Origin of the sequence: Streptomyces doebereineriae (assembly GCF_031845645.1) — a bacterium.
GTDB classification, from domain to species: domain Bacteria; phylum Actinomycetota; class Actinomycetes; order Streptomycetales; family Streptomycetaceae; genus Streptomyces; species Streptomyces canus.
Map to the genome: position 1 here is coordinate 684,042 of NZ_JAVREZ010000002.1, position 21,934 is coordinate 705,975.

The following is a 21,934-nucleotide window of genomic DNA, read 5'->3' on the forward strand; positions in this document are numbered from 1 at the left end:
CAGGCGGGGCCGAACTTTGTCAGCCTGATAGTTCTGGTTGTCGGCGCCCGTGCGCTGATGCGGTACGGAAGGACGGTTCCCCGTGACGGAGGCAGCGGAGCTACCCCCTGCGCCCGAGCAGGCGCGTGCGGTGTTCGGCGATCGCTTCGACGACGCGGTTCGCTACGCGGAGCTGCTCGCCGAGGCGGGGGTGCAGCGCGGTCTCATCGGCCCGCGTGAAGTGCCCCGCCTCTGGGAGCGGCACCTGCTGAACTGTGCGGTGCTCTCGGAGGTGGTTCCCGAGGGCGTGACGGTGTGCGACGTCGGCTCCGGCGCCGGCCTGCCCGGCATCCCCCTGGCGCTTGTACGCGAGGATCTGAAGATCACGCTGCTGGAGCCGCTGCTGCGGCGCACCACCTTCCTCACCGAGGTCGTGGAGCTGCTGGGCCTGGACCATGTCACAGTCGTGCGTGGCCGCGCCGAGGAGGTCATGGGCAAGCTGACCCCTGTGCATGTGGTGACAGCGCGGGCGGTGGCCCCGCTCGACCGACTGGCGGCGTGGGGCGTCCCGCTGCTGCGTCCCTACGGCGAGATGCTTGCGCTCAAGGGCGACACCGCGGAGGAGGAGCTCAAGGCGGCAGGTACGGCCCTGAGTAAGCTTGGCGCCGTGGAGACCTCCATCCTGCATGTGGGTGAGGGCGTGGTTGACCCGTTGTCCACGGTGGTGAGGGTTGAGGTCGGGGAGAGTCCCGGTGGTGTCCGTTTCGCGGCCAAGCGTGCCAAGGCGGCCCGTACCGGCCGTACTCGTCGACGTCGCTGATCCGTCCTGACGACGAGACGTACTCCACACAAGCTGCCAAACCTATGCATGCCGGAGTGTCGCGGCAGAACGGGCACGGTCGCCCTGCATCGTGTTTCACGTGAAACGTCGCTCACTGCTGCACGGCATCATCAGCCGGGGCCGCGCCGCGGCCGAACCCCGCGACCGAAAGCCTCTCGGGTCACTCGGAGAGGTAACGGAGTTGTCCACAGAGGTGGATTTCTCCACAGAACAACAGGCCTCACTGGTTCACGACCCCGAAGACATGGGAGGCTCTGTTCATTGCGAGCCTGAAGTCGAGGAGAGTGAATCCTTGCGGTCCGACGCCAACATCGCGGGACCGATGACCGATCCGGTCCCCGGTCCCCGTACCGAGTCGATGGGGGAGGATGTTTCACGTGAAACACCGCCCCCGATGGACGACACGCCGATCGGTCGTGCTGCCCAACTGGCAGTAGAGGCTTTGGGCCGTGCCGGCGAGGGCCTGCCACGGCCCGAGCAGACCCGGATCATGGTCGTCGCCAACCAGAAGGGCGGGGTGGGCAAGACGACGACGACCGTCAATCTTGCCGCTTCGCTTGCTCTGCACGGCGGCCGTGTCCTGGTCATCGACCTCGACCCCCAGGGCAACGCGTCCACGGCGCTGGGTATAGACCATCACGCGGAAGTCCCGTCCATCTACGACGTCCTGGTCGAGAGCAGGCCGCTGGCCGAGGTTGTCCAGCCGGTCCCCGATGTCGAAGGCCTCTTCTGTGCCCCCGCCACCATCGATCTCGCCGGTGCGGAGATCGAGTTGGTGTCCCTGGTGGCACGTGAGAGCCGACTGCAACGAGCGATCCAGGCGTACGAGCAGCCCCTGGACTACATCCTCATCGACTGCCCGCCCTCACTTGGCCTGTTGACGGTCAACGCGCTGGTGGCTGGTGCGGAGGTCCTCATCCCGATCCAGTGCGAGTACTACGCGCTGGAGGGCCTGGGCCAGCTGCTGCGGAACGTCGACCTGGTGCGGGGCCACCTCAACCCCACGTTGCACGTATCGACCATCCTGCTCACCATGTACGACGGCCGGACGCGCCTTGCGTCCCAGGTCGCTGACGAGGTGCGAACCCACTTCGGCGACGAGGTGCTACGGACGAGCATTCCTCGCTCGGTCCGTATCTCCGAGGCGCCGAGCTATGGACAGACGGTGCTGACCTACGATCCCGGATCGAGCGGTGCCCTGTCCTACCTTGAGGCGGCGCGAGAGATCGCGTTGAAGGGAGTCGGCGTCAGCTATGACCCGACTCAGGCGCACATCGGCGCACAGAGCAACCCGAGCATGGTGGAGGGGATCCAGTGAGCGAGCGACGGAGGGGTTTGGGCCGTGGGCTCGGCGCATTGATCCCCGCTGCCCCGACAGAGAAGACGCCGACCCCGGCGGCGATGGGGGGCGCTGGTTCCGCCTCCCCGACGTCCGTCCCGGTGCTGACGACCGACCGTGGGGTGGCCGCGGCGAAGGTGGCCACGCTGCCGCCTGTTTCACATGAAACCGAGGAGCCGTCGGTCAACGGCTATGCGGAGACGCCTGCGCCTCCCATGGGCGCCCACTTCGCGGAGCTCCCTCTCGACTCCATCACGCCGAACCCGCGCCAGCCGCGTGAGGTCTTCGACGAGGACGCTCTTCAGGAGCTGGTCACCTCCATCCAGGAGGTGGGCCTCCTCCAGCCGGTCGTCGTGCGCCAGTTGGGTCCCGCCCGCTACGAGCTCATCATGGGAGAGCGGCGCTGGCGGGCATGCCGTGAGGCGGGCCTGGAGGCGATCCCGGCGATCGTGCGGGCCACGGACGACGACAAGCTTCTCCTGGACGCGCTCCTGGAGAACCTGCACCGTGCTCAGCTGAACCCACTGGAAGAGGCAGCCGCCTACGACCAGTTGCTGAAGGACTTCAACTGCACGCACGACCAGTTGGCGGACCGTATCGGCCGGTCCCGCCCCCAGGTCTCCAACACACTGCGACTGCTGAAGCTCTCACCCGCGGTCCAGCGCCGGGTGGCCGCCGGAGTTCTCTCCGCCGGACATGCCCGGGCGCTGCTCTCCGTCGATGACTCGGAGGAGCAGGACCGGCTGGCTCACCGGATCGTGGCCGAGGGACTCTCGGTGCGTGCTGTTGAGGAGATCGTGACCCTCATGGGGTCCCGACCGCAGACCGCCCAGCGCTCCAAGGGCCCGCGTGCCGGCGCCCTCGTTTCCCCGGCGCTGACCGACCTCGCGACCCGTCTCTCGGACCGCTTCGAGACGCGGGTGAAGGTCGACCTGGGACAGAAGAAGGGCAAGATCACGGTCGAGTTCGCCTCGATGGAGGACCTCGAGCGCATCCTCAGTTCCCTCGCCCCGGGTGAAGGACCGGTTCTGCAGAAGAGCCTGCTGGACGACGAGGCCGAGGAGACGGAAGCCTGAGCCAGGTCCCGGGGCACCGCCCGGGTGAGGCATGAAGAGCGGGCCGTGACCGGTGTGTACCGGACACGGCCCGCTCTTTGCTTTCAGGCGGTATCGATGGAATCGCTGTGTGGATACGATGCGAAGGGGTGCGGCACATCCACCCGGCAGTACCTCTGAGGAGAGGCAGGGGCCATGCGAACGATGAGCCGAAGCGGACTGGTGAGCGCGGGCCTGGGACTGGGGGCGGTCGGCGGATTCGTCGGCAGCCTGCTCAGGGAACGGAGCGCTCTGACGGCCGCCCGCGATGCGGCGGGCGAAGGAAGCGAGGATCAGCCTTCATGGGGCGTCGGCTCGTACCGCTCACGCTGGACAACCTTCCGGACCTCCCCCGGCGTTGCCGCTCGTGTGTCTTCTGGGAGTTGGACCCCGTCAGCGGAGAAGCCGCGGTAAAAGCGGGAACACCCGCTCTGGAGAAGGAAGCCTGGATCTCCGCCGTCCTCCTCGACTGGGGATCGTGCGGTCGAGTCGTCTACGTCGACGACGTCCCGGTCGGTTTCGTCCTCTACGCCCCTCCTGCGTACGTTCCTCGCTCGACGGCGTTTCCCACGAGTCCTGTCTCGCCGGACGCTGTCCAGTTGATGACGTCGTTCATCATGCCGGGCTATCAGGGACAGGGCCTGGGCCGGGTGATGGTGCAGACGGTCGCCAAGGATCTGCTGCGGCGGGGTTTCAAGGCCATCGAGGCCTTCGGTGACGCTCGCTGGAAAGAGCCCGCCTGCCTGCTTCCCGCGGACCATCTTCTTGCCGTGGGCTTCAAGACGGTCAGGCACCACCCCGCGTATCCGCGGCTGAGGCTGGAGCTGCGCACCACGCTCTCGTGGAAGGAAGACGTGGAGATGGCACTGGACCGGCTTCTGGGGGCGGTACAGAAGGAACCAGCGCTGCGCCCCCTGTAATGCGATGGGGCCGGCCCTTTCGGGCCGGCCCCATCGTGTTTCACGTGAAACATTACTCGGCGATGAAGTCCTCAAGGTCGCGGACGATCGCAGCCTTCGGCTTGGCACCGACGATGGTCTTGGCGACCTCGCCACCCTGGTACACGTTCAGCGTCGGGATGGACATGACGCCGTACTTGGCGGCCGTACCCGGGTTCTCGTCGATGTTCAGCTTGACGATCTCGATCTTGTCGCCGTACTCGGCAGCGATAGCCTCGAGGGACGGCGCGATCTGACGGCACGGACCGCACCAGGCGGCCCAGAAGTCCACCAGGACGGGCTTGTCGCTCTTCAGGACGTCCTGCTCGAAGGAATCGTCGGTCACATTCTTCAGGGTGCCGGCCACGGCGGGCTCCTTAACTGGGTTGGTGCGGTGGGGCGGGATGGGGGTCAGACAGCGGTCTTCTCGGGCTCGGCCTTCTCCTCGTCCGCGAGGGCGGCGAGGAAGCGCTCGGCGTCGAGAGCGGCGGCGCAGCCGGTGCCGGCCGCGGTGATCGCCTGGCGGTAGGTGTGGTCGACCACGTCACCGGCGCCGAAGACACCGGTCAGGTTGGTGCGGGTCGAAGGCGCTTCCACCTTCAGGTAGCCCTCACCGTCCAGCTCGAGCTGCCCCTTGAACAGCTCGGTGCGCGGGTCGTGGCCGATCGCGATGAACAGGCCGGTGACAGCCAGGTCCGAGAGTTCGCCGGTCTTGAGGTTGCGCAGCTTCAGGCCCGAGAGCTTCGGGTCGCCCTGGATCTCGGCGACCTCGCTGTCCCATACGAACTTGATCTTCGGGTCGGCGAAGGCGCGCTCCTGCATCGCCTTGGAGGCGCGCAGGGTGTCACGACGGTGCACGATCGTCACGGACTTGGCGAAGCGGGAGAGGAACGTCGCCTCCTCCATCGCGGTGTCACCACCGCCGATCACGGCGATGTCCTGGTCCTTGAAGAAGAAGCCGTCACAGGTGGCGCACCACGAGACACCACGCCCGGACAGAGCGTCTTCGTTCGGGAGGCCGAGCTTGCGGTGCTGCGAGCCGGTGGTGACGATCACGGCCTTGGCCTGGTGCACTGTGCCCGAGGTGTCGGTTACGGTCTTGATCTCGCCGGTCAGGTCGACACTGACGATGTCGTCCGGGACGAGCTCGGCACCGAAACGCTCGGCCTGGGCGCGCATGTTGTCCATGAGCTCGGGGCCCATGATGCCGTCCTGGAAGCCGGGGAAGTTCTCCACCTCGGTGGTGTTCATCAGCGCGCCACCGGCGGTGACGGCGCCCTCGAACACCAGCGGCTTCAGCGACGCGCGCGCGGTGTAGAGCGCCGCCGTGTAGCCGGCGGGCCCGGAGCCGATGATGATCACGTTACGGACGTCGCTCACGGCTTGGTTCCTCGTCTCTGGACTGCGTCGTCGGACCGGTGGAGCCCACTCAGAACTCTCACCCCACCCAACGGATCCTAAGGGGCGCGCATTCCCGGTGTGTCCGGGCACACGGAGAGGCCACACCGTACGCATTACCGCGCAGGATGGAGACGAAGCATGAGTGCTCAGGAGCGTGCGTAGGACTGCTTCAGAAGAACCTTCGCGGTGCCCGTCGGTGCGTTCTTCACGCACGACGCATCCATGATGTAGGCGGTGACCCGGGTGCTGTCAGAGGGGTCACGCAGCACGACGAGAAGCGCGTCCGTGCCCTTGTAGACGCCGTCATCGGTTGCGAGCGGCGAGTCACTGGTGTGAATGCCGTTCTGGATGCACTGAGGAACCTCAGGCGTCACGAGGATACGGGGATCCCCTGAGCCCGGGACGTGATTCGCACCCATGCTGGTGTGCGGAGCCCGAGACCCGCCGCTGCTCGCACTCTTCTCGGTGAGAAGATCCGAGACCTGCCTCTCAAGCCCACTCGCGGAGAAGGTGTCGGCGGAGGTGGTCGCCCGTCCGTGTGCCGCGTCGGTCGGCTTGCCGTCGTCCAACGCCGACAACAGAACAGAGCCGAATCCCAGTGCGGCGACCGTGAAGACGGCGCCGAGGACGGCAACCTTGCGGCGACCGTTCCTCTTGCGGTCCTTGCGGCCGGGGCCAGTGGTGGCAGTACGGGCATGTCCCGTGGGGCGGGCGGCGGTGGGCGATGTTTCACGTGAAACATGCGCCGTTTCGACCGGCGCCGGTGCGTTCACCACCTCGGGAGCAGTTGCCTGCAGGAGAGCTTCCGCGGCGAGGGCGGCGTCGATCCTGCCGGCGACGTCGGCGGGCATCTGCGGTGGGCCCGGCAGTGTGCCGAGCAGTCCGCGGATCTCCTCCAGCGACGTGTGCACGTCTGCGCAGAGTTCGCACTCGTCCAGATGCCGACGTACATCTGCGGTCCTGGAGGCGGGGAGGAGGCCTTCGGTGAGGTCGGAGATCTCCGCGACGTCCGGGTGCCCGGCTGTGTCTGTCGTGGAAGTCACGCTCGCCCGCCTCCGCCCTTCACTGCAGCTGAATCGCTTGATCCCGAATCCGGCGGGCCTTCTGACGGAGGTCCCGCTGCGGGTGGGACGGATGTCCCCTGCGTCCGGTTCCGTCCAGCGCCCGCTTCTCTGCCGTCTCCGGCTCTTTCCGGCCGTAGATGAGTGAGAAGGGGGAGCAGTCTGGCTCTGCCTCGGGCGCAGCGGCTCTTGACCGTCCCGGTCGGCACGTCGAGCATGCGGGCGGCTTCGGCGACCGGGTAGCCCTGCATGTCCACCAGGACGAGGGCGGCCCGCTGGTCGGGCGGGAGCGTGCCGAGGGCCTCCAGGAGCTGGCGGTGGAGGTCGTTGCGCTCTGCCGGCGCCGAGGCGGACTCGTGCGGCTCCAGGAGCTGCTCCAGGCGCTCGGTGTCGTCCACCGGAGACGTCTTGCGGGAGGCCACCTTTCTGGCCCGGTCCAGGCAGGCGTTGACCGTGATCCGGTGCAGCCAGGTTGTGACCGCGGACTGGCCCCGGAACGTGTGCGCGGCGCGGTAGGCGGACACAAGGGCGTCCTGAACGGCGTCAGCGGCTTCCTCGCGGTCTCCGAGCGTGCGGAGGGCGACGGCCCAGAGCCGATCCCGGTGCCGCCGCACGAGCTCGCCGAAGGCGTCGGGGTCGCCGTCTACATGAAGGGCCAGGAGGTCCTGATCGCTGGTGTCGCCGTACGCGGTGTCATCTGCCATCGGACCCCCCTCCTCTCCGCGTTAACTGGCGATCTTGATGTCTGCCACCCGACCGCGGTAATTGCCTTCTTCCGTCAGCGGCAGCTTGGTCAGCCAGATCAGAAGGTAGCGGGACTTCACGGCCTTGTCCGGCTTGAGCGGGACTCCAGTACCGGAGCCCTCCGCGACCTTCGTGTAGGCGTCGAAGCTCGTGGGCCTGGAGCCCGCGTCGCTGGCGGCGGCGCGCAGTTCCACAGACGTGTCACCCACGAATGTGACGGTGACCTTCCCGATGTCCTGGACCTTGCCGAGGTCGAGGATCATTCCGAGGCCAGGCTTGAGGTTTCCGAAGTTGGCGCCCTCGTAGAAGTCCGTCTGCCAGTACGACGAGGTGTCGTTGTCGTAGGCCTTCTTTATGGTCTTCGGCTTCTCGGATCCGTCACCGAACGGGTCGAAGTCGTATCCCTTGGCGATGGTGATCGGAACGCTGGCCGCCTTCGGCGGGTTCTTGTCGCCGTCGTCGGTCGTCTGGGTCTGGTTCTCGTCCGACTTGCCGCCCCGGTCCATCAGCGCGTCCGCCAGCTGCCAACTGCCCAGGCCCAGCGCGGCGATGAGGAGGGCGGAGACCGCCCACTTCAGAGCTCGGCCGGTGCGGCTCTGGAGGGGTGGAGGCGGGGTCGGGACCGGCTGAGTGACGCCGGGGTGCGGTGCCGGGCGGCCGTACGTGCCCTGTTGGTAGGTCGTGCGCTGGTACTCGGGCGGGGCTGTGAACGTCGGCTCCGGCGGGCGGATGCGGGGCATCTCACCGATCGCCTTGACCAGTTCCTCGGGTGTGGTGCACGCCGACTCGTGGCGCGAGGCGGTGGCACCGTCGTTGACGAGCGCCCGCATGGCCAGCTCGGACAGCCCACGGTGGACACCCGCCCGCACCTGGTCGGGCGCGATGAGACCGACGTCCTTGGGTAGACCGGCCAGACCGTAGGCGTCGTTCTCGTACGGCCACCGCTGGGTGAGCGCCGCGTACAGGAGCGCGCCGATCGCCTCCGTGTCGGTGCGCTGCGGAGCCTCCGAACTCGCGCCCCGCAGCGCGGCGTTCACGGCGAGGCCGCGGATGCGCCACTGCCCGCTCGACGTACGCAGGACCGCGTTCGGGTTCAGCCGCAGATGTGCCAGCCCCTCGCGGTGGGCCGCGGCCATGGCGGACGCCACCTGACTGACCATCTGGTAGGCGTCATACACCTCCAGCGGACCCGGAGCGAGGAGCGCGGTCAGCTCGGTCGCGTCGGGCAGCCACTCGTGGACGACATAGACGAGGTCGTTCTCCTCGACGGCGTCGAGGACCTGGACGAAGCGCGGGTCGCCCAGCAACGCGGACGAACGGGCCGCGGCCAGGACGGAACGCGCCCGCGCATGGTCGGCGGGCAGGATGTGCACGCCGACGGCCCGACGGAGTTTCTCGTCGACGGCACGCCAGCTGCTGAACCCGTCCAGACGGGTGACGCACTCCTCGAGACGGTAGCGTCTGGCGAGCTTGTGGCCGCTGTGCAACTCCGGCGGTGACGTCTTGCCAGGACTCTCGGTCCCGCCACTCCCCTGTGCCTCGACGTCTTCCGTGTCCCGCTCCCGGTTCTTGGCCACGCCGTCGGCCGTGGACTGGTCCGCCTGGGCGGTCAGCGGTTCGTCACCGCTGTTGTCTGCCACGTCGACGGCAGCCGTGCTCCGTTCCGCCACCGTCGTTCCCTGCCTCCCCATACATTGCGCGCCGTGCGACGCAGAATCCAATTGTGCCCACAGTCCGACGCTATGCACGACACACAGTGGCGGACGATGGTTGTGCGCGTACCCCTGCCTCAGCGCCCCAGACGCCCCCGGACCATGCCGACCAGCGAGTTCAGCTCCTCGATCCGCATCTTGCGAGCGGCGACGAAGAAGATCCCGAGCAGAACCGCTCCACCCGCGATCAGAGCGGCGAACGAACCGACGACTCCCTGGCCGAGCGAGTGACCGATGCCGTAGCAGGCCGCACCGCTCAGCAACGCCGCCGGTACCGAGGCGATGCAGAGCCGGGCGTAGGTCCGCAGGACACGGTTGCCGTCCAGGTCGCCGCCGAGGCGCTTGCGCAGCCGGTTCCAGGCGACGCCGACGCCGATCGCGTAGGCGAGACCATAGGAGGCAGCCATGCCCGCCACGGCCCAGCGCGGTGACAGCACCAGGTAACACAGCGCCGAGGCGCCCGCGTTGACCGCTGCCACGATGACCGTGTTGTAGAAGGGGGTGCGGGTGTCCTCGTAGGCGTAGAAGGCGCGCAGGACGACGTATTGCACGGAGTAGGGGATCAGGCCGAGGGCGAAGGCCATCAGCATGAAGCCCATGTTCGTGGCCTCGCTGATACCGGATGAACCGAAGATCAACGTGCACATCGGGATGCCGAGGGCGACGAATCCGAAGGCGATCGGCACGATGGCGACGGCAGTGGTGCGCAGGCCCTGGGAGATGTCGTCACGGACTGCGCCGCCGTCCTCCTCTGCCGCAGAGCGGGCCAGGCGCGGCAGCAGAGCCGCCATGAGGGAGACGGTGATGATGGCCTGCGGCAGACCCCAGATGAGTTGGGCATTGGCGTAGGCGGAGAAGCCGGTGCCGTCGACCGGGGAGGCCTTGCCTGCCGCAGTGGACAGCTGCGAGACGACGATCGCGCCGGCCTGGTTGGCCAGGACGAACAGGACGGTCCACTTGGCGAGCGTCACGGCCTTGCCGAGGCCGTGGCCCCGCCAGTCGAAGCGCAGCCTCATCCGGAAGCCGGTCTCGCGGAGGTACGGGATCATCGCCAGCGCCTGGACCGTGAGGCCGAGCAGAACGCCGATGCCCAGGAGCCGCTGCCCCTCCGGCGGAATGTTCGTGACCTTCATGCCGGAGTCGGCGGCGGTGCCGTAGACCCACATGAACATGCCGAGCGTCACGATGATGACGATGTTGTTCAGGACCGGGGTCCACATCATCGCGCCGAACTTCCCCCGCGCGTTGAGGATCTGCCCCATCACCACGTGGATGCCCATGAAGAAGATCGAGGGCAGGAAGTAGCGGACGAAGGTGATGCCGACCTCGTTGGCCGCCGGGTCGCCGGCCACCGAGTCGGACAGCAGCCGGATCAGGAACGGGGCGCCGAGGACCGCGAGCCCGGTGAGTACGCCGAGCGCCACCATCACCAGGGTCAACAGCCGGTTGGCGTACGCCTCGCCGCCGTCCTCGTCCTCCTTCATTGCACGCACGAGCTGCGGCACGAAGACGGAGTTGAGGCCGCCACCGACGGTCAGGATGTAGATCATCGTCGGCAACTGATAGGCGACCTGGAAGGTGTCACCGAGCAGACCGACACCCAGAGCCGACACGATCAACGCCGAGCGAACGAAGCCGGTGAGACGCGAGACCATCGTGCCCGCGGCCATCACGGCGCTCGACTTCAGCAGGCCCCCGGCCTTCCCGTCCTTCTTCCCGGGAGCAGGGGACGCATGGGCCGCCGCAGCCGGCGCGGTACCGAGGTTCATGGTCTCGTCGGCTGAGGGAGCCGGGGCCGCGGGTGCCTGGAACTGCGGTGCGGGCGGCAGCCCGCCCGGGGCAGGCGCCGGCCCCGGCACCGACGGGGGATCCGTCGGACGGCCGCCACTCTGCTGCTGGTCGCGGAAGAGATGGGCAAAGGCATCAGGCTCGTGGCGTTCGTCGCCGGCCTGGCTCATCAGGTCGTCGACCCCCACGAACTGAGTGGTGCGAGGGTTGTCGCCATATGGCAGATATTGCGTCGGGCCCTCCGGCTCGGGCGCCGGGGTCTGTGCCCACACGTGCGGGTCGGGGGCGTAAGGGGACTGGGGCGGCTGGGAGTACAACGGCTGCTGCGGCTGATGAGTGCCAGGGGGCGGCGGGGGATGCGCGGCACGGTCGTAGAGAGCCTCGGCGACCGGGTCCTGGGCATAGAGGTCCTGCGCACGGTAGGGGTCCTGGTCGTACGCGTCCTGGAGATACATGTCCGCGGGAGCCTGCGGCGGCACCTGGCCATGCTCGGGCGGCGGCCCCTCGGGGCTACCCGAGTTGTCCGCGCCCTGACCGCGATCACCGTCGTACGGCGCGTTCATGGTTACCCCACCTCATCGTCCCGGGCCCACCGGCCACGACATCCTCAACGGTCCACTCTCTCACCCGTGCCGGACGGGTCGGCGTTTTCCGTTGCGGTGTCCGCTGTCGGGTCACTCGGCTGCTCCGGGGCGCCTTCCTCGGTGCCGGTGCCCGACTCCTCCTCTAGACGGTCCTCAGGGCCACCGGGATTCTCCGGACCGTCCACGGCTTCGGTTGCCTCGTCGTCGGGGCCGTTCTGCTCGGCCGCCCGTGCGGCCGCGCGCTTGCGCTGGGTGTACATCCGGAAGCCTGCCAGAACCAGCAGCAGGACACCCCCGCCGATGACCAGCATCACCGTGGCCGTGAACTCGGTGACCTTCACGTCGAACCTGACGTCGTCGCCGTACGGCTGGCCGTCCTCCGTGTACAGCTGGGCGACCACCGAGGCCTTGCCGTTGGCGTTGGCCGTCGTGGTGAACTTCACCGTCTGGCTGTGGCCGCCCGAGACCTCCACCGGCTGCTCGTAGTAGGAGGAGCCACCGATCTCGAGCCGGTTCGGGCTCAACGAGGTCAGCCGCAGCCTAAGGTGCTCCACACCCTGAACCAGGTTGTTCTGGACCGTCACGGGGATCGTGGCACTGCGGCCGGAGAGCTTGGTCTCCGACTTGTCGATCAGGCTGACCTGGGAGATCAGTTCGTCGAGGTAGGCCTCTACGTCGCTGCGGAAGCCGCTCGCCTCGGTGGCGCGGCCCCGCCACGACGTCGACATCTCGCGGTTCACGGCCCGTCCGAAGGGGGTCACGACTCGGGACTGGTCGGAGAGGATCACCTTGAAGTTGTCGAGCTTGCTCTGTGTGCTGGCGATCTGCTGGAAGGCCGACTTCGGCAGCTCCTGCTTGCGCAGCGAGGAGGGGTAGGCGGACGCCGAGGGCACCTTGGTGGTGGCCTCGGGGTCGGGCTTGGCCGCGGCCGCCGCTGTGAGCTTCTGCGTCTGGGACCAGTTCCCGCCCTGTAGAGCGGTGATCGCTTCGGCCATGGCGTCGGCCTGGCTCGCCGTGGGCATGCGCTGTGGGGCGACGACGATGCTGCGCTGATTGTCCGTCTGGAGGTCGAGAGCGAGGCTCTGAGCGAGGAAGCGCTGGACGGCGAGTGTGGCGGAGGAGGCCCTCGTGAGATCACCCTGGAACGCCGTCGACAGCCGTGCGTCCGCTACGACCGCTGTGGTGCCGCCGCCGATGGGGCGGGCCGCGGAGGGCGTGTACGACAGTCCGGCGGTCTCCTGGAGGCTGTCGCTGCGGGTGATCACCTTGTCGGCGCCGGCGGAGGTGGCGACCTTGACGATCGAGGGGTCCACCGCGCCGTTCACGGGCCAGGCGAAGTCGGTGCTCGGCGTCACGTGCAGCACGGTCCTCACCGTGGTGGCCGCGACGTCGGTGGCCTCGTCGAGGTGGCTGAGCGAGCCGGTGACACTTGTGCCGTTGTGGGCCAGCGAGGCGAGGTCGGGGTCGGCGAAGGGCAGCGCGACGACCTCTTTGTCCGCCACTGCCTTCTGCAACCTGGCCAGCCACTGCTTGGCGAGTGCCTGGTGGGTGCCCGCGATGGTGGTGTCGCCCTCGCCCTGGATCCGGTAGCTGCGGGTCATCGCGTCGACGGACGCCAGCAGGTCAGGATCGATCACCCAGGTGACGTCCAGGTTCTCGCCGAGCGACAGCATCTGGTCCAGCCGGCCGCCCGCCGAGATCTCCTCGGCGAGGTCGTCGTTGAGGAAGACCGGAGTCTGCTGCGCGTTCGAGCCGGTCTCCGCCGTCATGTGCACAGTGGAGAGCAGTGGCCACAGGAAGGTGGTCTTCGTCTTCGTGTCCACTTCGTCGGACTGCCAGGGCAGGAAGGTCCGCTGGATGCCGAGCGTCCGGTCCCACGGCTGCGCGGAGGTCTTGCCCGAGAGGGAGACGGCGAACTGGTAGACGCCGGCGTCGCCGAGATCCAACTCGTCGGCCGGCACGGAGATGGAGAAAGGCTCGGCCACCCCGGGGGTCAGCTTCGCGAACTTCGCCACATACTTGCCGCCGACCTCGGATCCCGTGGCTCCCTGGAGCGAGTCCTTGTTTTCGGTGACGGTGTCGATCGACGAGCGGGTGTTCAGCTCGGGGCCCACCTGCAGTCCCACATGGGCGGCCGTGACAGCCTGCTTGCCGTTGTTGGTCACCGTCCCCGACACGGTGAGCGTGTCACCGTCCGTAGGCGCGCTGGGGCTGAGTGTGTCGACCGCGACGGACACCGAACCGGAGTCGTCGGCGGCCTGAGCGGGCGCTGCGGTGGTCAGCTGGCACAGCCCGGCCAACAGAGGAGCTCCTGCGAGCAGGGCCCCGGTACGCCGCAGCCAGCGGCGGGCAGGTGAGGGACTCGTCCCCTGGAAGTCTGCCGCCTCGGCCACGCGCTCGCCCGTCCCTAGTCGTCAGTGGTCGTTGGAATGTGCGTCCACGCATGGTAACGATGCGCGCTGAGGGGAAGTGCCGCGGACTGCTCCACAAGATCGGAGGACACTACCGCACTGTCCTGAATGTGCACGTATAAAGGGGAGCGTGCCCGTGAGTCTCCGGAGCAGACCTTGTGCAGGTCCGGATGGCGAATCTGTGCACGTTTAATGGAGGCGCTCGGAGAGGCTCGGGCCACGTACCCTCTTCTGTTGTGCCGAACGCCAACAAAGACAACCTCAGCGCCCGGAGCCAGGTGCAGGACCGCGCGGTGAACGAACCGCTTGAGGTCGCACCTGTCGCAGACGACCTCGCCCGCCGCTTCCAGGAGGCCGGGTTCTCACTCGCCCTGGTCGGCGGGTCGGTCCGGGACGCACTGCTCGGGCGGCTCGGCAACGATCTGGACTTCACGACCGACGCCCGTCCCCAGGACGTTCTGAAGATTGTTCGGCCTTGGGCGGACGCCGTGTGGGAGGTCGGAATCGCGTTCGGCACCGTGGGGGCGCAGAAGGATGGCTACCAGATCGAGGTGACCACCTACCGGTCCGAGGCGTACGACCGGACCTCGCGCAAGCCAGAGGTGTCGTACGGCGACTCCATCGAGGAGGACCTCGTCCGGCGTGACTTCACCGTGAACGCGATGGCCGTCGCTCTCCCGGAGAAGAAGTTCATCGACCCGCACGGCGGCCTCGACGACCTCGGGGCGCGTGTGCTGCGGACGCCCGGTACCCCGGAGGCGTCCTTCTCGGACGACCCGCTGCGGATGATGCGGGCCGCGCGCTTCGCCGCTCAGCTCGACTTCGAGGTGGCGCCCGAGGTGGTCACCGCGATGACGGAGATGTCCGGGCGTCTGGAGATCGTCTCCGCCGAGCGGGTGCGGGATGAGCTGAACAAGCTCGTCCTGTCCGCCCATCCCCGCAAGGGTCTGACGCTGCTGGTCGACACGGGGCTTGCCGAGCACGTGCTGCCCGAGCTTCCGGCCCTGCGCCTGGAGAGCGACGAGCACCACCGGCACAAGGACGTCTACGAGCACACGCTGATCGTCCTGGAGCAGGCCATCGAGCTGGAGAAGGAAGGGCCCGACCTGACCCTCCGCCTGGCCGCGCTGCTCCACGACATCGGCAAGCCGCGTACCCGCCGCTTCGAGAAGGACGGCCGGGTTTCGTTCCACCACCATGAAGTGGTCGGGGCGAAGATGACCAAGAAGCGGATGACTGCGCTCAAGTACTCCAACGAGCTGGTGAAGGACGTCTCGAGGCTCGTTGAACTTCATCTGCGTTTCCACGGGTACGGCACCGGGGAGTGGACGGACTCGGCGGTTCGCCGCTATGTGAGGGACGCGGGTCCGCTGCTCGACCGGCTCCACAAGCTGACCCGCTCGGACTGCACCACCCGGAACAAACGCAAAGCGGCCGCGTTGTCCCGTGCGTACGACGGTCTGGAGGAGCGGATCTCCCAGCTTCAGGAGCAAGAGGAGCTGGACTCGATCAGGCCCGACCTCGACGGAAACCAGATCATGGAGGTCCTCGGCGTGGGGCCAGGCCCTGCTGTGGGCCGCGCGTACAAGCACATGCTGGAGCTTCGCCTGGAGAATGGGCCGATGGGGCACGATGAAGCGGTGGCCGCGCTCAAGGAGTGGTGGGCCGCACAGGACTGAGGCCGCGGCGTCATGTTTCACGTGAAACATGAGCCCTGGCGCATCGAGGGGCGGTGTTTCACGTGAAACATCGCCCCCTCATCGTTCCGTCGCCATCCGCCGTTCCTTCGTCATCACCAGGGCGACCGCCGCATAGAGGACGGCGACCGCGATCACGAGGATCGCCGAGCGGCCGTCCGGCGGCAGGATCAGGGCGGCTACGGCCGCGGCGCCCACGAAGGCGATGTTGAACAGGACGTCGTAGACAGAGAAAATCCGGCCCCGGAATCCGTCGTCGACGGAGGACTGCACGATCGTGTCCGTGGCGATTTTCGCGCCCTGGGTGATCAGGCCCAGGACGAACGCCGCGATGAGTATCGGGGCGGTGGCGAAGGGAAGCCCGAGAGTGGGCTCCAGCGCTGCGGCGGCTGCCGCACACACGGCGATCCAACGCTCCGGTCCGAGTTTTCCCGCGGTCCAAGGGGTGATGACCGCGGCGACGAAGAAGCCGGCACCGGAGATTCCCAATGCCAGCCCCAGCAGGGCGAGTCCGTCGTCAGGATCGGACGTCAGGGCGTACCGGCAGAGCATCAGGACCATGACGAGCAGAGCGCCGTAGCAGAACCGCATGAGTGACATCGCGCCGAGCGCCCGGGCGGCCGACCGACGTGACGGTGCGGCCAGGTGGCGTATACCGGCGACCAGGTCACGGGCCGTTCCGGCGAGAGCCGTACCGAGGCGGGGCTTTATCAACTCACGGTCGGGGCCCAGTAGGTCCGGTGGCATGCGCAGCGCGGCGAGCGCGCCGCACAGGTACAGCCCCGCTCCCAGCAGCACCACGACTGCGTCGGAGTCGGCGACCAGCAGTCGTACGACGAAAGCGAGGCCGCCGCCCGCGGTCGCGGCGAGAGTTCCGGCTGTCGGGGAGAGGGAGTTGGCGATCACCAGCCGTTCTTCGTCCACGACACGGGGCAGTGCGGCGGACAGGCCGGACAGAACGAAGCGATTGACGGCGGTGACGCACAGGGCAGAGACGTAGAAGAGCCAGTCCGGGACGTGGCTGAGCATCAGGACGGCCGTCACCGAAGCCAGCAGGGCGCGCAAGAGGTTGCCGTAGAGAAAGACCTCACGGCGGCGCCAGCGGTCCAGGAAGACGCCGGCGAAGGGGCCCACCAAGGAGTAAGGGAGCAGCAGGACCGCCATCGCGGAGGCGATCGCCGTGGCCGAGGTCTGCTTCTCCGGGGAGAAGACGACGTAGGCGGCGAGCGCGATCTGGTAGACACCGTCCGCGCCCTGGGAGAGCAGGCGCACGGAGAGCAGACGCCGGAAGTCCCGGAAGCGCAGCAGGACCCGCAGATCACGGACGACGGACATGGGGCACAGCCTCACATACGGCGAGGGTCCCCGGGCGATACAACCCGGAGACCCTCTGTAGCCCTGGCAGGAGCGTTTTGAGTGAGCCTTAGCGCTCGACTTCACCCTTGATGAACTTCTCGACGTTCTCGCGGGCCTCGTCGTCGAAGTACTGGACCGGCGGGGACTTCATGAAGTAGCTGGAGGCCGACAGGATCGGGCCGCCGATACCCCGGTCCTTGGCGATCTTCGCAGCGCGCACGGCGTCGATGATGACACCGGCGGAGTTCGGGGAGTCCCAGACCTCGAGCTTGTACTCCAGGTTCAGCGGGACGTCACCGAAGGCACGGCCCTCGAGGCGGACATAGGCCCACTTGCGGTCGTCGAGCCACGCGACGTAGTCGGACGGGCCGATGTGGACGTTCTTCGCGCCCATGTCCCGGTCGGGGATCTGGGAGGTGACGGCCTGCGTCTTGGAGATCTTCTTGGACTCCAGGCGCTCGCGCTCGAGCATGTTCTTGAAGTCCATGTTGCCGCCGACGTTCAGCTGCATCGTGCGGTCCAGGACGACACCCCGGTCCTCGAAGAGCTTCGCCATGACGCGGTGCGTGATGGTGGCGCCGACCTGCGACTTGATGTCGTCACCGACGATCGGGACGCCCGCCTCGGTGAACTTGTCCGCCCACTCCTTGGTGCCGGCGATGAAGACCGGGAGGGCGTTGACGAAGGCGACCTTGGCGTCGATCGCGCACTGGGCGTAGAACTTCGCCGCGGCCTCGGAGCCGACGGGCAGGTAGCAGACCAGGACGTCGACCTGCTTGTCCTTGAGGACCTGGACGACGTCGACCGGGGCCTCGGCGGACTCCTCGATCGTCTCGCGGTAGTACTTGCCGAGGCCGTCGAGGGTGTGGCCGCGCTGGACGGTCACGCCGGTGTTCGGCACGTCGCAGATCTTGATGGTGTTGTTCTCGGAGGCGCCGATGGCGTCGGCGAGGTCGAGACCGACCTTCTTTGCGTCGACATCGAACGCCGCGACGAACTCGACGTCACGCACGTGGTAGTCGCCGAACTGGACGTGCATCAGCCCGGGGACCTTGGCCGCCGGATCGGCGTCCTTGTAGTACTCGACTCCCTGAACCAGCGACGCGGCGCAGTTGCCCACGCCGACTACGGCTACGCGAACCGAACCCATTCCGGTTGCTCCCTGTGTGTACGAGTGAGGCCCTGGCAGGGACCTCACGTGGCGGTGTCGCCGGGCGTATCCGGACCGGGGGTGTCCCCGGCCCGGGGCAGGACGCCCGGCGCTCCCTCTGTGGTGTCGCGAGTGGGCTCTCCATGGCCGGGACCCTTCAGGTCCCGGCCGGCCCGCTCACTTTCGATGAGCTCGTTCAACCAGCGCACTTCGCGCTCCACGGACTCCATCCCGTGGCGCTGGAGCTCAAGCGTGTAGTCGTCGAGACGCTCCCGGGTGCGTGCCAGCGAGGCACTCATCTTCTCCAGGCGCTCCTCAAGCCGGCTGCGGCGGCCTTCGAGGACTCGCATGCGGACGTCGCGCGAGGTCTGCCCGAAGAAGGCGAAACGAGCGGCGAAGTGCTCGTCCTCGTACGCGTCAGGACCCGTCTGCGAGAGCAGTTCCTCGAAGTGCTCCTTACCTTCCGCCGTCAACCGGTAGACGATCTTGGCGCGACGCCCTGCGAGTGGTGCGGCGAGGGCGTCCTCGGTGGTGTGCCCCGGTTCCTCGATCAACCAGCCGTTGGCGACCAGCGTCTTGAGGCAGGGGTAGAGCGTGCCGTAGCTGAACGCACGGAACACGCCCAGTGAGGTATTGAGACGTTTACGCAGCTCATAGCCGTGCATCGGGGACTCACGGAGCAGGCCGAGTACGGCGAATTCGAGGATCCCGGAACGCCGGCTCATCGTCGCCTCCTCGTCTCTATCTCGCACCGATGTATCGACTCGATACATCAAGACGATAGAACGCTCTTCCGGAAGCGACAAGTGGGGGGACGGTGAACGGGATCACATCAATGATTCATGCGAACCAAGTTGCCTGATTTGGGGTGAACTTCGGGGCTCGGCTGGTTTTGACGGTGCGTAGTCTGTGCGGCATGCACACCACCGGGAACCGAGTGACGCCTGGGGGGCGTCGCTGTCCCGGTGCGGTACGGATGAATGCGGGACCGACCACATCCGTACTTCGGGGGGACCGGAAACCAGCCGCCGTTTCCAGGCGCGCAAAGGTGCGCCTGCCCGAGGAGTAGTCGTTCGATGAGCGAGCACCGTCGCAAACCGCCGCAGCCGCAGGGAGGCGGACGTGCCGCGGCCCGACGCGGCCAGTCCGGCTCGGCCTCCGGCCGCCGCGCGGCTCCGCGAGGCGCCACCGGGTCTCTTGCCGACTCCTATGGGACGAGCTCCCAAGAGTCGGATTCCTACGGTCCGGGAGGCGAGGAACGTCCGTACGGCGGCCGTGCCGAGGCCCGACGTGCGGCCCAGAGAAGCACCGGCGGTGGTCGCCGCAGAGTGGCAGAGCCGGGCCGCGGAGGTCGGCGCGGGGCGCCGACAGGCCGGGGCCGCGCGTCCGATCCGGGCAGGAAGCGGTTCATCGACTACCCGCGCGCGGGTAAGTACGGCGTGGCGCGCTGGGTGCCGTCCTGGAAGCTGGTGACGGGCCTGTTCATCGGCTTCATCGGAGGCCTGGTCGCGATCGCCGGCGTCGGCTACGCGCTCGTGAGCGTTCCCAACGTCGCCGAGACCGCGACGTCGCAGAACAACGTCTACTACTGGTCCGACAAGACCGAGATGGTCTCCACCGGCGGTGAGACGAACCGCCAGATCGTCAACCTCGCGCAGATCCCGAAGGCGATGCAGTATGCCGTCGTCTCGCAGGAGAACAAGACCTTCTACACCGACAGCGGCATCGACCCCAAGGGCATCGCCCGCGCCGTGTTCAACATGGCCCGGGGTGGCAACACGCAGGGTGGCTCCACCATCACCCAGCAGTACGTCAAGAACGCGCGCCTGGACGACCAGTCCCAGACCGTCACCCGTAAGTTCAAGGAGATCTTCATCTCCATCAAGGTGGGTGCCACGGTCAAGAAGGACGAGATCATGGCGGGCTACCTGAACTCCGCGTACTACGGTCGCAACGCCTACGGCATCCAGGCGGCCGCGCGCGCGTACTTCAACAAGAATGCCCAGGACCTCGACCCGGGCGAGTGTGCCTTCCTGGCCGCCATGCTGAAGGGCGCCACGTACTACGACCCGGCGGGCGCGCGGTCCATCGACCCGGCGAACGCCACCCCCGACGCCAACGCCAGGCGTGCTCTGCGGCAGATGCAGGACACCCTCGACAAGATGGTCGAGTACGGGCACCTCAGCGCGACGGAGCGGGCCAAGTACACCGCGCTTCCCGAGTGGCAGAACCCTCGGTCCAACACCCAGCTCAAGGGACAGACCGGCTATCTGGTCGACCTCGCCAAGGCCTACTTGATCAACAACAAGATCGTCAGTGCTGACAAGCTCCAGCAGGGCGGCTTCTCGATCTACACGACCTTCGACAAGAAGAAGGTCAGCGAACTCGAGGCAGCGGTCAAGAAGGTCCGCAAGGAGAACATCGATCCCAAGAAGCGCCCGACGAAGGACACCTACGTCCAATTCGGCGGGGCGTCCGTGGAGCCTTCCACCGGGGCGATCCGGGCCTGCTACGGAGGCGAGGACGCGACCACCCACTTCACCAACAACTGCGACTCGACCGGTGCCCAGGTCGGTTCGACGTTCAAGGCGTTCGTGCTCGCCGCGGCGATGAAGTGGGGCGTGCGCGATCCGGATCTCGGTGAGAGCCAAGCGCAGGACGAGCGTACGGTCGTCAACGCGAAGAGCCTGTTCAGCGGCAAGAACGACCTCAAGATCAAGAACTACGACGGTTCGATCTGGAAGAACGAGGAGGGCAAGGAGTGGCTCCAGGAGAACGACGGCAAGCAGTCCTATGGCTCTCCGCCCAAGTACCAGATCGACCTTCGTGAGGCGATGCGGGAGTCGGTGAACTCCGCCTTCGTGCAGCTCGGCATGGACGTCGGCCTGGACAAGGTGAAGGAGTCGGCCATGGACGCGGGCCTCAAGGAGAACAGCCTGGCCGGCACCAACTTCCCGTCCTTCTCCATCGGCATCTCCGACCCCAGCGCGATCCGGATGGCGGGCGCGTACGCCACCTTCGCGGCCAGTGGCAAGCAGAACGAGCCGTACTCCGTCGAGAAGGTCACCAGCAAGGACGGCGACGTCTTCACACACGAGGCGAAGCCCCAGCAGGCCTTCGACAAGAAGGTCGCCGACAACGTCACCGACGTCCTCAAGACCGTGGTCGAGGACGGTACGGGTACCAACGCTCAGCTGACCGGCCGTGAGGTGGCGGGGAAGACCGGTACCACCGACAAGAACAAGTCCGCCTTGTTCGTGGGGTACACCCCACAGCTCTCCACGTCGATCATCATGTTCCGGCTGGACGACGACGAGACCAAGAAGAACCGCACCTTCCTGGAGATGTACGGAACGGGTGGCCAGGAGAAGATCCACGGTGCTTCGTTCCCGTCCGAGATCTGGCACGACTACATGGAGCAGGCACTGAAGGGCGAGAAGTCGATCGACTTCCCGACGCCGGAGCCCATCGGCGAGATCGTCAATGAGGAGCCGAGCCCGACGCCCACTCCGACGCCCACTGAGACCGAGTCGGCCACCCCGACACCGACACCGACGCCCAGCCAGACGCTCATCACACCGACGCCCACTGCGTCCGAGTCCTGCCGGTTCGACTGGCAGTGCAGTGACGCGGGCGGTACGGACAACGGTGGCACCGACGGCGGTGTGACCTCGACGCCTACGGCCACGTCGACGGACACGAACGGCGGCAACTCCAACGGCAATGGCAATGGGGGCCTCTTCGGCGGCTCGAGCGGTTAGTCGCCAAATGCCCCGTCGAGGGTGTTTCACGTGAAACATGGGCCGTCGCACCCACCAGGTGCGGCGGCCCTCGGCGTA

At 67.3% G+C, this 21,934-nt stretch carries 16 protein-coding genes; 6 read left to right on the plus strand and 10 right to left on the minus strand.

The features are described 5' to 3' along the window. Nucleotides 1-82 precede the first annotated feature (82 nt). From rsmG to RNB18_RS08690, 4 genes are all read left to right on the plus strand, one after another. Nucleotides 83-799 carry a 16S rRNA (guanine(527)-N(7))-methyltransferase RsmG gene (gene rsmG, locus RNB18_RS08675; RefSeq protein ID WP_311713537.1) on the plus strand — a complete coding sequence of 239 codons (717 nt, stop codon included), beginning with the start codon at nucleotides 83-85 and terminating at the stop codon, nucleotides 797-799. A gap of 265 nt (nucleotides 800-1,064) precedes the next feature. Next, nucleotides 1,065-2,138, plus strand: coding sequence for a ParA family protein (locus RNB18_RS08680; protein ID WP_078935937.1), 1,074 nt, complete (start codon nucleotides 1,065-1,067; stop codon nucleotides 2,136-2,138). Then, nucleotides 2,135-3,235 (plus strand): ParB/RepB/Spo0J family partition protein, encoded by a 1,101-nt coding sequence (locus RNB18_RS08685; protein WP_311713538.1) that lies wholly within the window; start codon nucleotides 2,135-2,137, stop codon nucleotides 3,233-3,235. The genes RNB18_RS08680 and RNB18_RS08685 overlap by 4 nt, the downstream gene beginning before the upstream one ends. 320 nt (nucleotides 3,236-3,555) lie before the next feature. After that, nucleotides 3,556-4,173 carry a GNAT family N-acetyltransferase gene (locus RNB18_RS08690; protein ID WP_057609102.1) on the plus strand — a complete coding sequence of 206 codons (618 nt, stop codon included), beginning with the start codon at nucleotides 3,556-3,558 and terminating at the stop codon, nucleotides 4,171-4,173. A gap of 52 nt (nucleotides 4,174-4,225) precedes the next feature. Here RNB18_RS08690 and trxA read toward each other — a convergent pair whose 3' ends face one another. The 7 genes from trxA to RNB18_RS08725 form a co-directional block, all read right to left on the minus strand. After that, complete coding sequence (gene trxA, locus RNB18_RS08695) at nucleotides 4,226-4,558, minus strand: thioredoxin (protein ID WP_007383275.1); 333 nt, start codon at nucleotides 4,556-4,558, stop codon at nucleotides 4,226-4,228. Between the two features lie 44 nt (nucleotides 4,559-4,602). Further along, entirely contained in the window at nucleotides 4,603-5,571 is a 969-nt protein-coding gene (trxB, locus tag RNB18_RS08700; RefSeq protein ID WP_311713539.1) for a thioredoxin-disulfide reductase, read from the minus strand. Between the two features lie 167 nt (nucleotides 5,572-5,738). Next, nucleotides 5,739-6,635 carry an anti-sigma factor gene (locus tag RNB18_RS08705; RefSeq protein ID WP_311713540.1) on the minus strand — a complete coding sequence of 299 codons (897 nt, stop codon included), beginning with the start codon at nucleotides 6,633-6,635 and terminating at the stop codon, nucleotides 5,739-5,741. Continuing rightward, nucleotides 6,632-7,357 carry an RNA polymerase sigma factor SigM gene (sigM, locus tag RNB18_RS08710; protein WP_266562426.1) on the minus strand — a complete coding sequence of 242 codons (726 nt, stop codon included), beginning with the start codon at nucleotides 7,355-7,357 and terminating at the stop codon, nucleotides 6,632-6,634. The genes RNB18_RS08705 and sigM overlap by 4 nt, the downstream gene beginning before the upstream one ends. Nucleotides 7,358-7,378: 21 nt before the next feature. After that, a complete protein-coding gene (locus RNB18_RS08715) occupies nucleotides 7,379-9,067 on the minus strand; it encodes a protein kinase family protein (RefSeq protein ID WP_311713541.1) in 1,689 nt (562 codons plus the stop codon). Nucleotides 9,068-9,186: 119 nt separating this feature from the next. Further along, on the minus strand, nucleotides 9,187-11,460 hold the full coding sequence (gene murJ, locus RNB18_RS08720; protein ID WP_311713542.1) for a murein biosynthesis integral membrane protein MurJ: 2,274 nt from the start codon (nucleotides 11,458-11,460) through the stop codon (nucleotides 9,187-9,189). 44 nt (nucleotides 11,461-11,504) lie between these two features. After that, nucleotides 11,505-13,874: a DUF6049 family protein gene (locus RNB18_RS08725; RefSeq protein WP_311713543.1), complete on the minus strand. Its 2,370-nt coding sequence runs from the start codon at nucleotides 13,872-13,874 to the stop codon at nucleotides 11,505-11,507. A 254-nt stretch (nucleotides 13,875-14,128) separates the two neighbouring features. Here RNB18_RS08725 and RNB18_RS08730 point away from each other — a divergent pair, with 254 nt between their 5' ends. Then, entirely contained in the window at nucleotides 14,129-15,571 is a 1,443-nt protein-coding gene (locus RNB18_RS08730) for a CCA tRNA nucleotidyltransferase (protein WP_311713544.1), read from the plus strand. Nucleotides 15,572-15,649: 78 nt separating this feature from the next. On the opposite strand, the gene RNB18_RS08735 is transcribed toward RNB18_RS08730, so the two are convergent. The 3 genes from RNB18_RS08735 to RNB18_RS08745 form a co-directional block, all read right to left on the minus strand. Beyond that, nucleotides 15,650-16,924 (minus strand): MFS transporter, encoded by a 1,275-nt coding sequence (locus RNB18_RS08735; RefSeq protein WP_311713545.1) that lies wholly within the window; start codon nucleotides 16,922-16,924, stop codon nucleotides 15,650-15,652. Nucleotides 16,925-17,012: 88 nt separating this feature from the next. After that, complete coding sequence (locus RNB18_RS08740; protein ID WP_311713546.1) at nucleotides 17,013-18,095, minus strand: inositol-3-phosphate synthase; 1,083 nt, start codon at nucleotides 18,093-18,095, stop codon at nucleotides 17,013-17,015. Between the two features lie 44 nt (nucleotides 18,096-18,139). Then, nucleotides 18,140-18,820 (minus strand): PadR family transcriptional regulator, encoded by a 681-nt coding sequence (locus tag RNB18_RS08745; RefSeq protein ID WP_311713547.1) that lies wholly within the window; start codon nucleotides 18,818-18,820, stop codon nucleotides 18,140-18,142. A 351-nt stretch (nucleotides 18,821-19,171) separates the two neighbouring features. Here RNB18_RS08745 and RNB18_RS08750 point away from each other — a divergent pair, with 351 nt between their 5' ends. Further along, the gene (locus RNB18_RS08750; protein WP_311713548.1) at nucleotides 19,172-21,856 is read left to right on the plus strand and encodes a transglycosylase domain-containing protein; all 2,685 of its coding nucleotides are present in this window, start codon (nucleotides 19,172-19,174) and stop codon (nucleotides 21,854-21,856) included. The last annotated feature ends 78 nt before the right edge of the window (nucleotides 21,857-21,934 follow it).

Coding starts and splice junctions, on each gene's coding strand:
- RNB18_RS08745 (WP_311713547.1), bottom strand. CDS start 18,820: ATGAGCCGGCGTTCCGGGATCCTCGAATTCGCCGTACTCGGCCTGCTC.
- RNB18_RS08680 (WP_078935937.1), top strand. CDS start 1,065: ATGGGAGGCTCTGTTCATTGCGAGCCTGAAGTCGAGGAGAGTGAATCC.
- RNB18_RS08690 (WP_057609102.1), top strand. CDS start 3,556: ATGGGGCGTCGGCTCGTACCGCTCACGCTGGACAACCTTCCGGACCTC.
- sigM (WP_266562426.1), bottom strand. CDS start 7,357: ATGGCAGATGACACCGCGTACGGCGACACCAGCGATCAGGACCTCCTG.
- RNB18_RS08750 (WP_311713548.1), top strand. CDS start 19,172: ATGAGCGAGCACCGTCGCAAACCGCCGCAGCCGCAGGGAGGCGGACGT.
- murJ (WP_311713542.1), bottom strand. CDS start 11,460: ATGAACGCGCCGTACGACGGTGATCGCGGTCAGGGCGCGGACAACTCG.
- RNB18_RS08735 (WP_311713545.1), bottom strand. CDS start 16,924: ATGTCCGTCGTCCGTGATCTGCGGGTCCTGCTGCGCTTCCGGGACTTC.
- RNB18_RS08740 (WP_311713546.1), bottom strand. CDS start 18,095: ATGGGTTCGGTTCGCGTAGCCGTAGTCGGCGTGGGCAACTGCGCCGCG.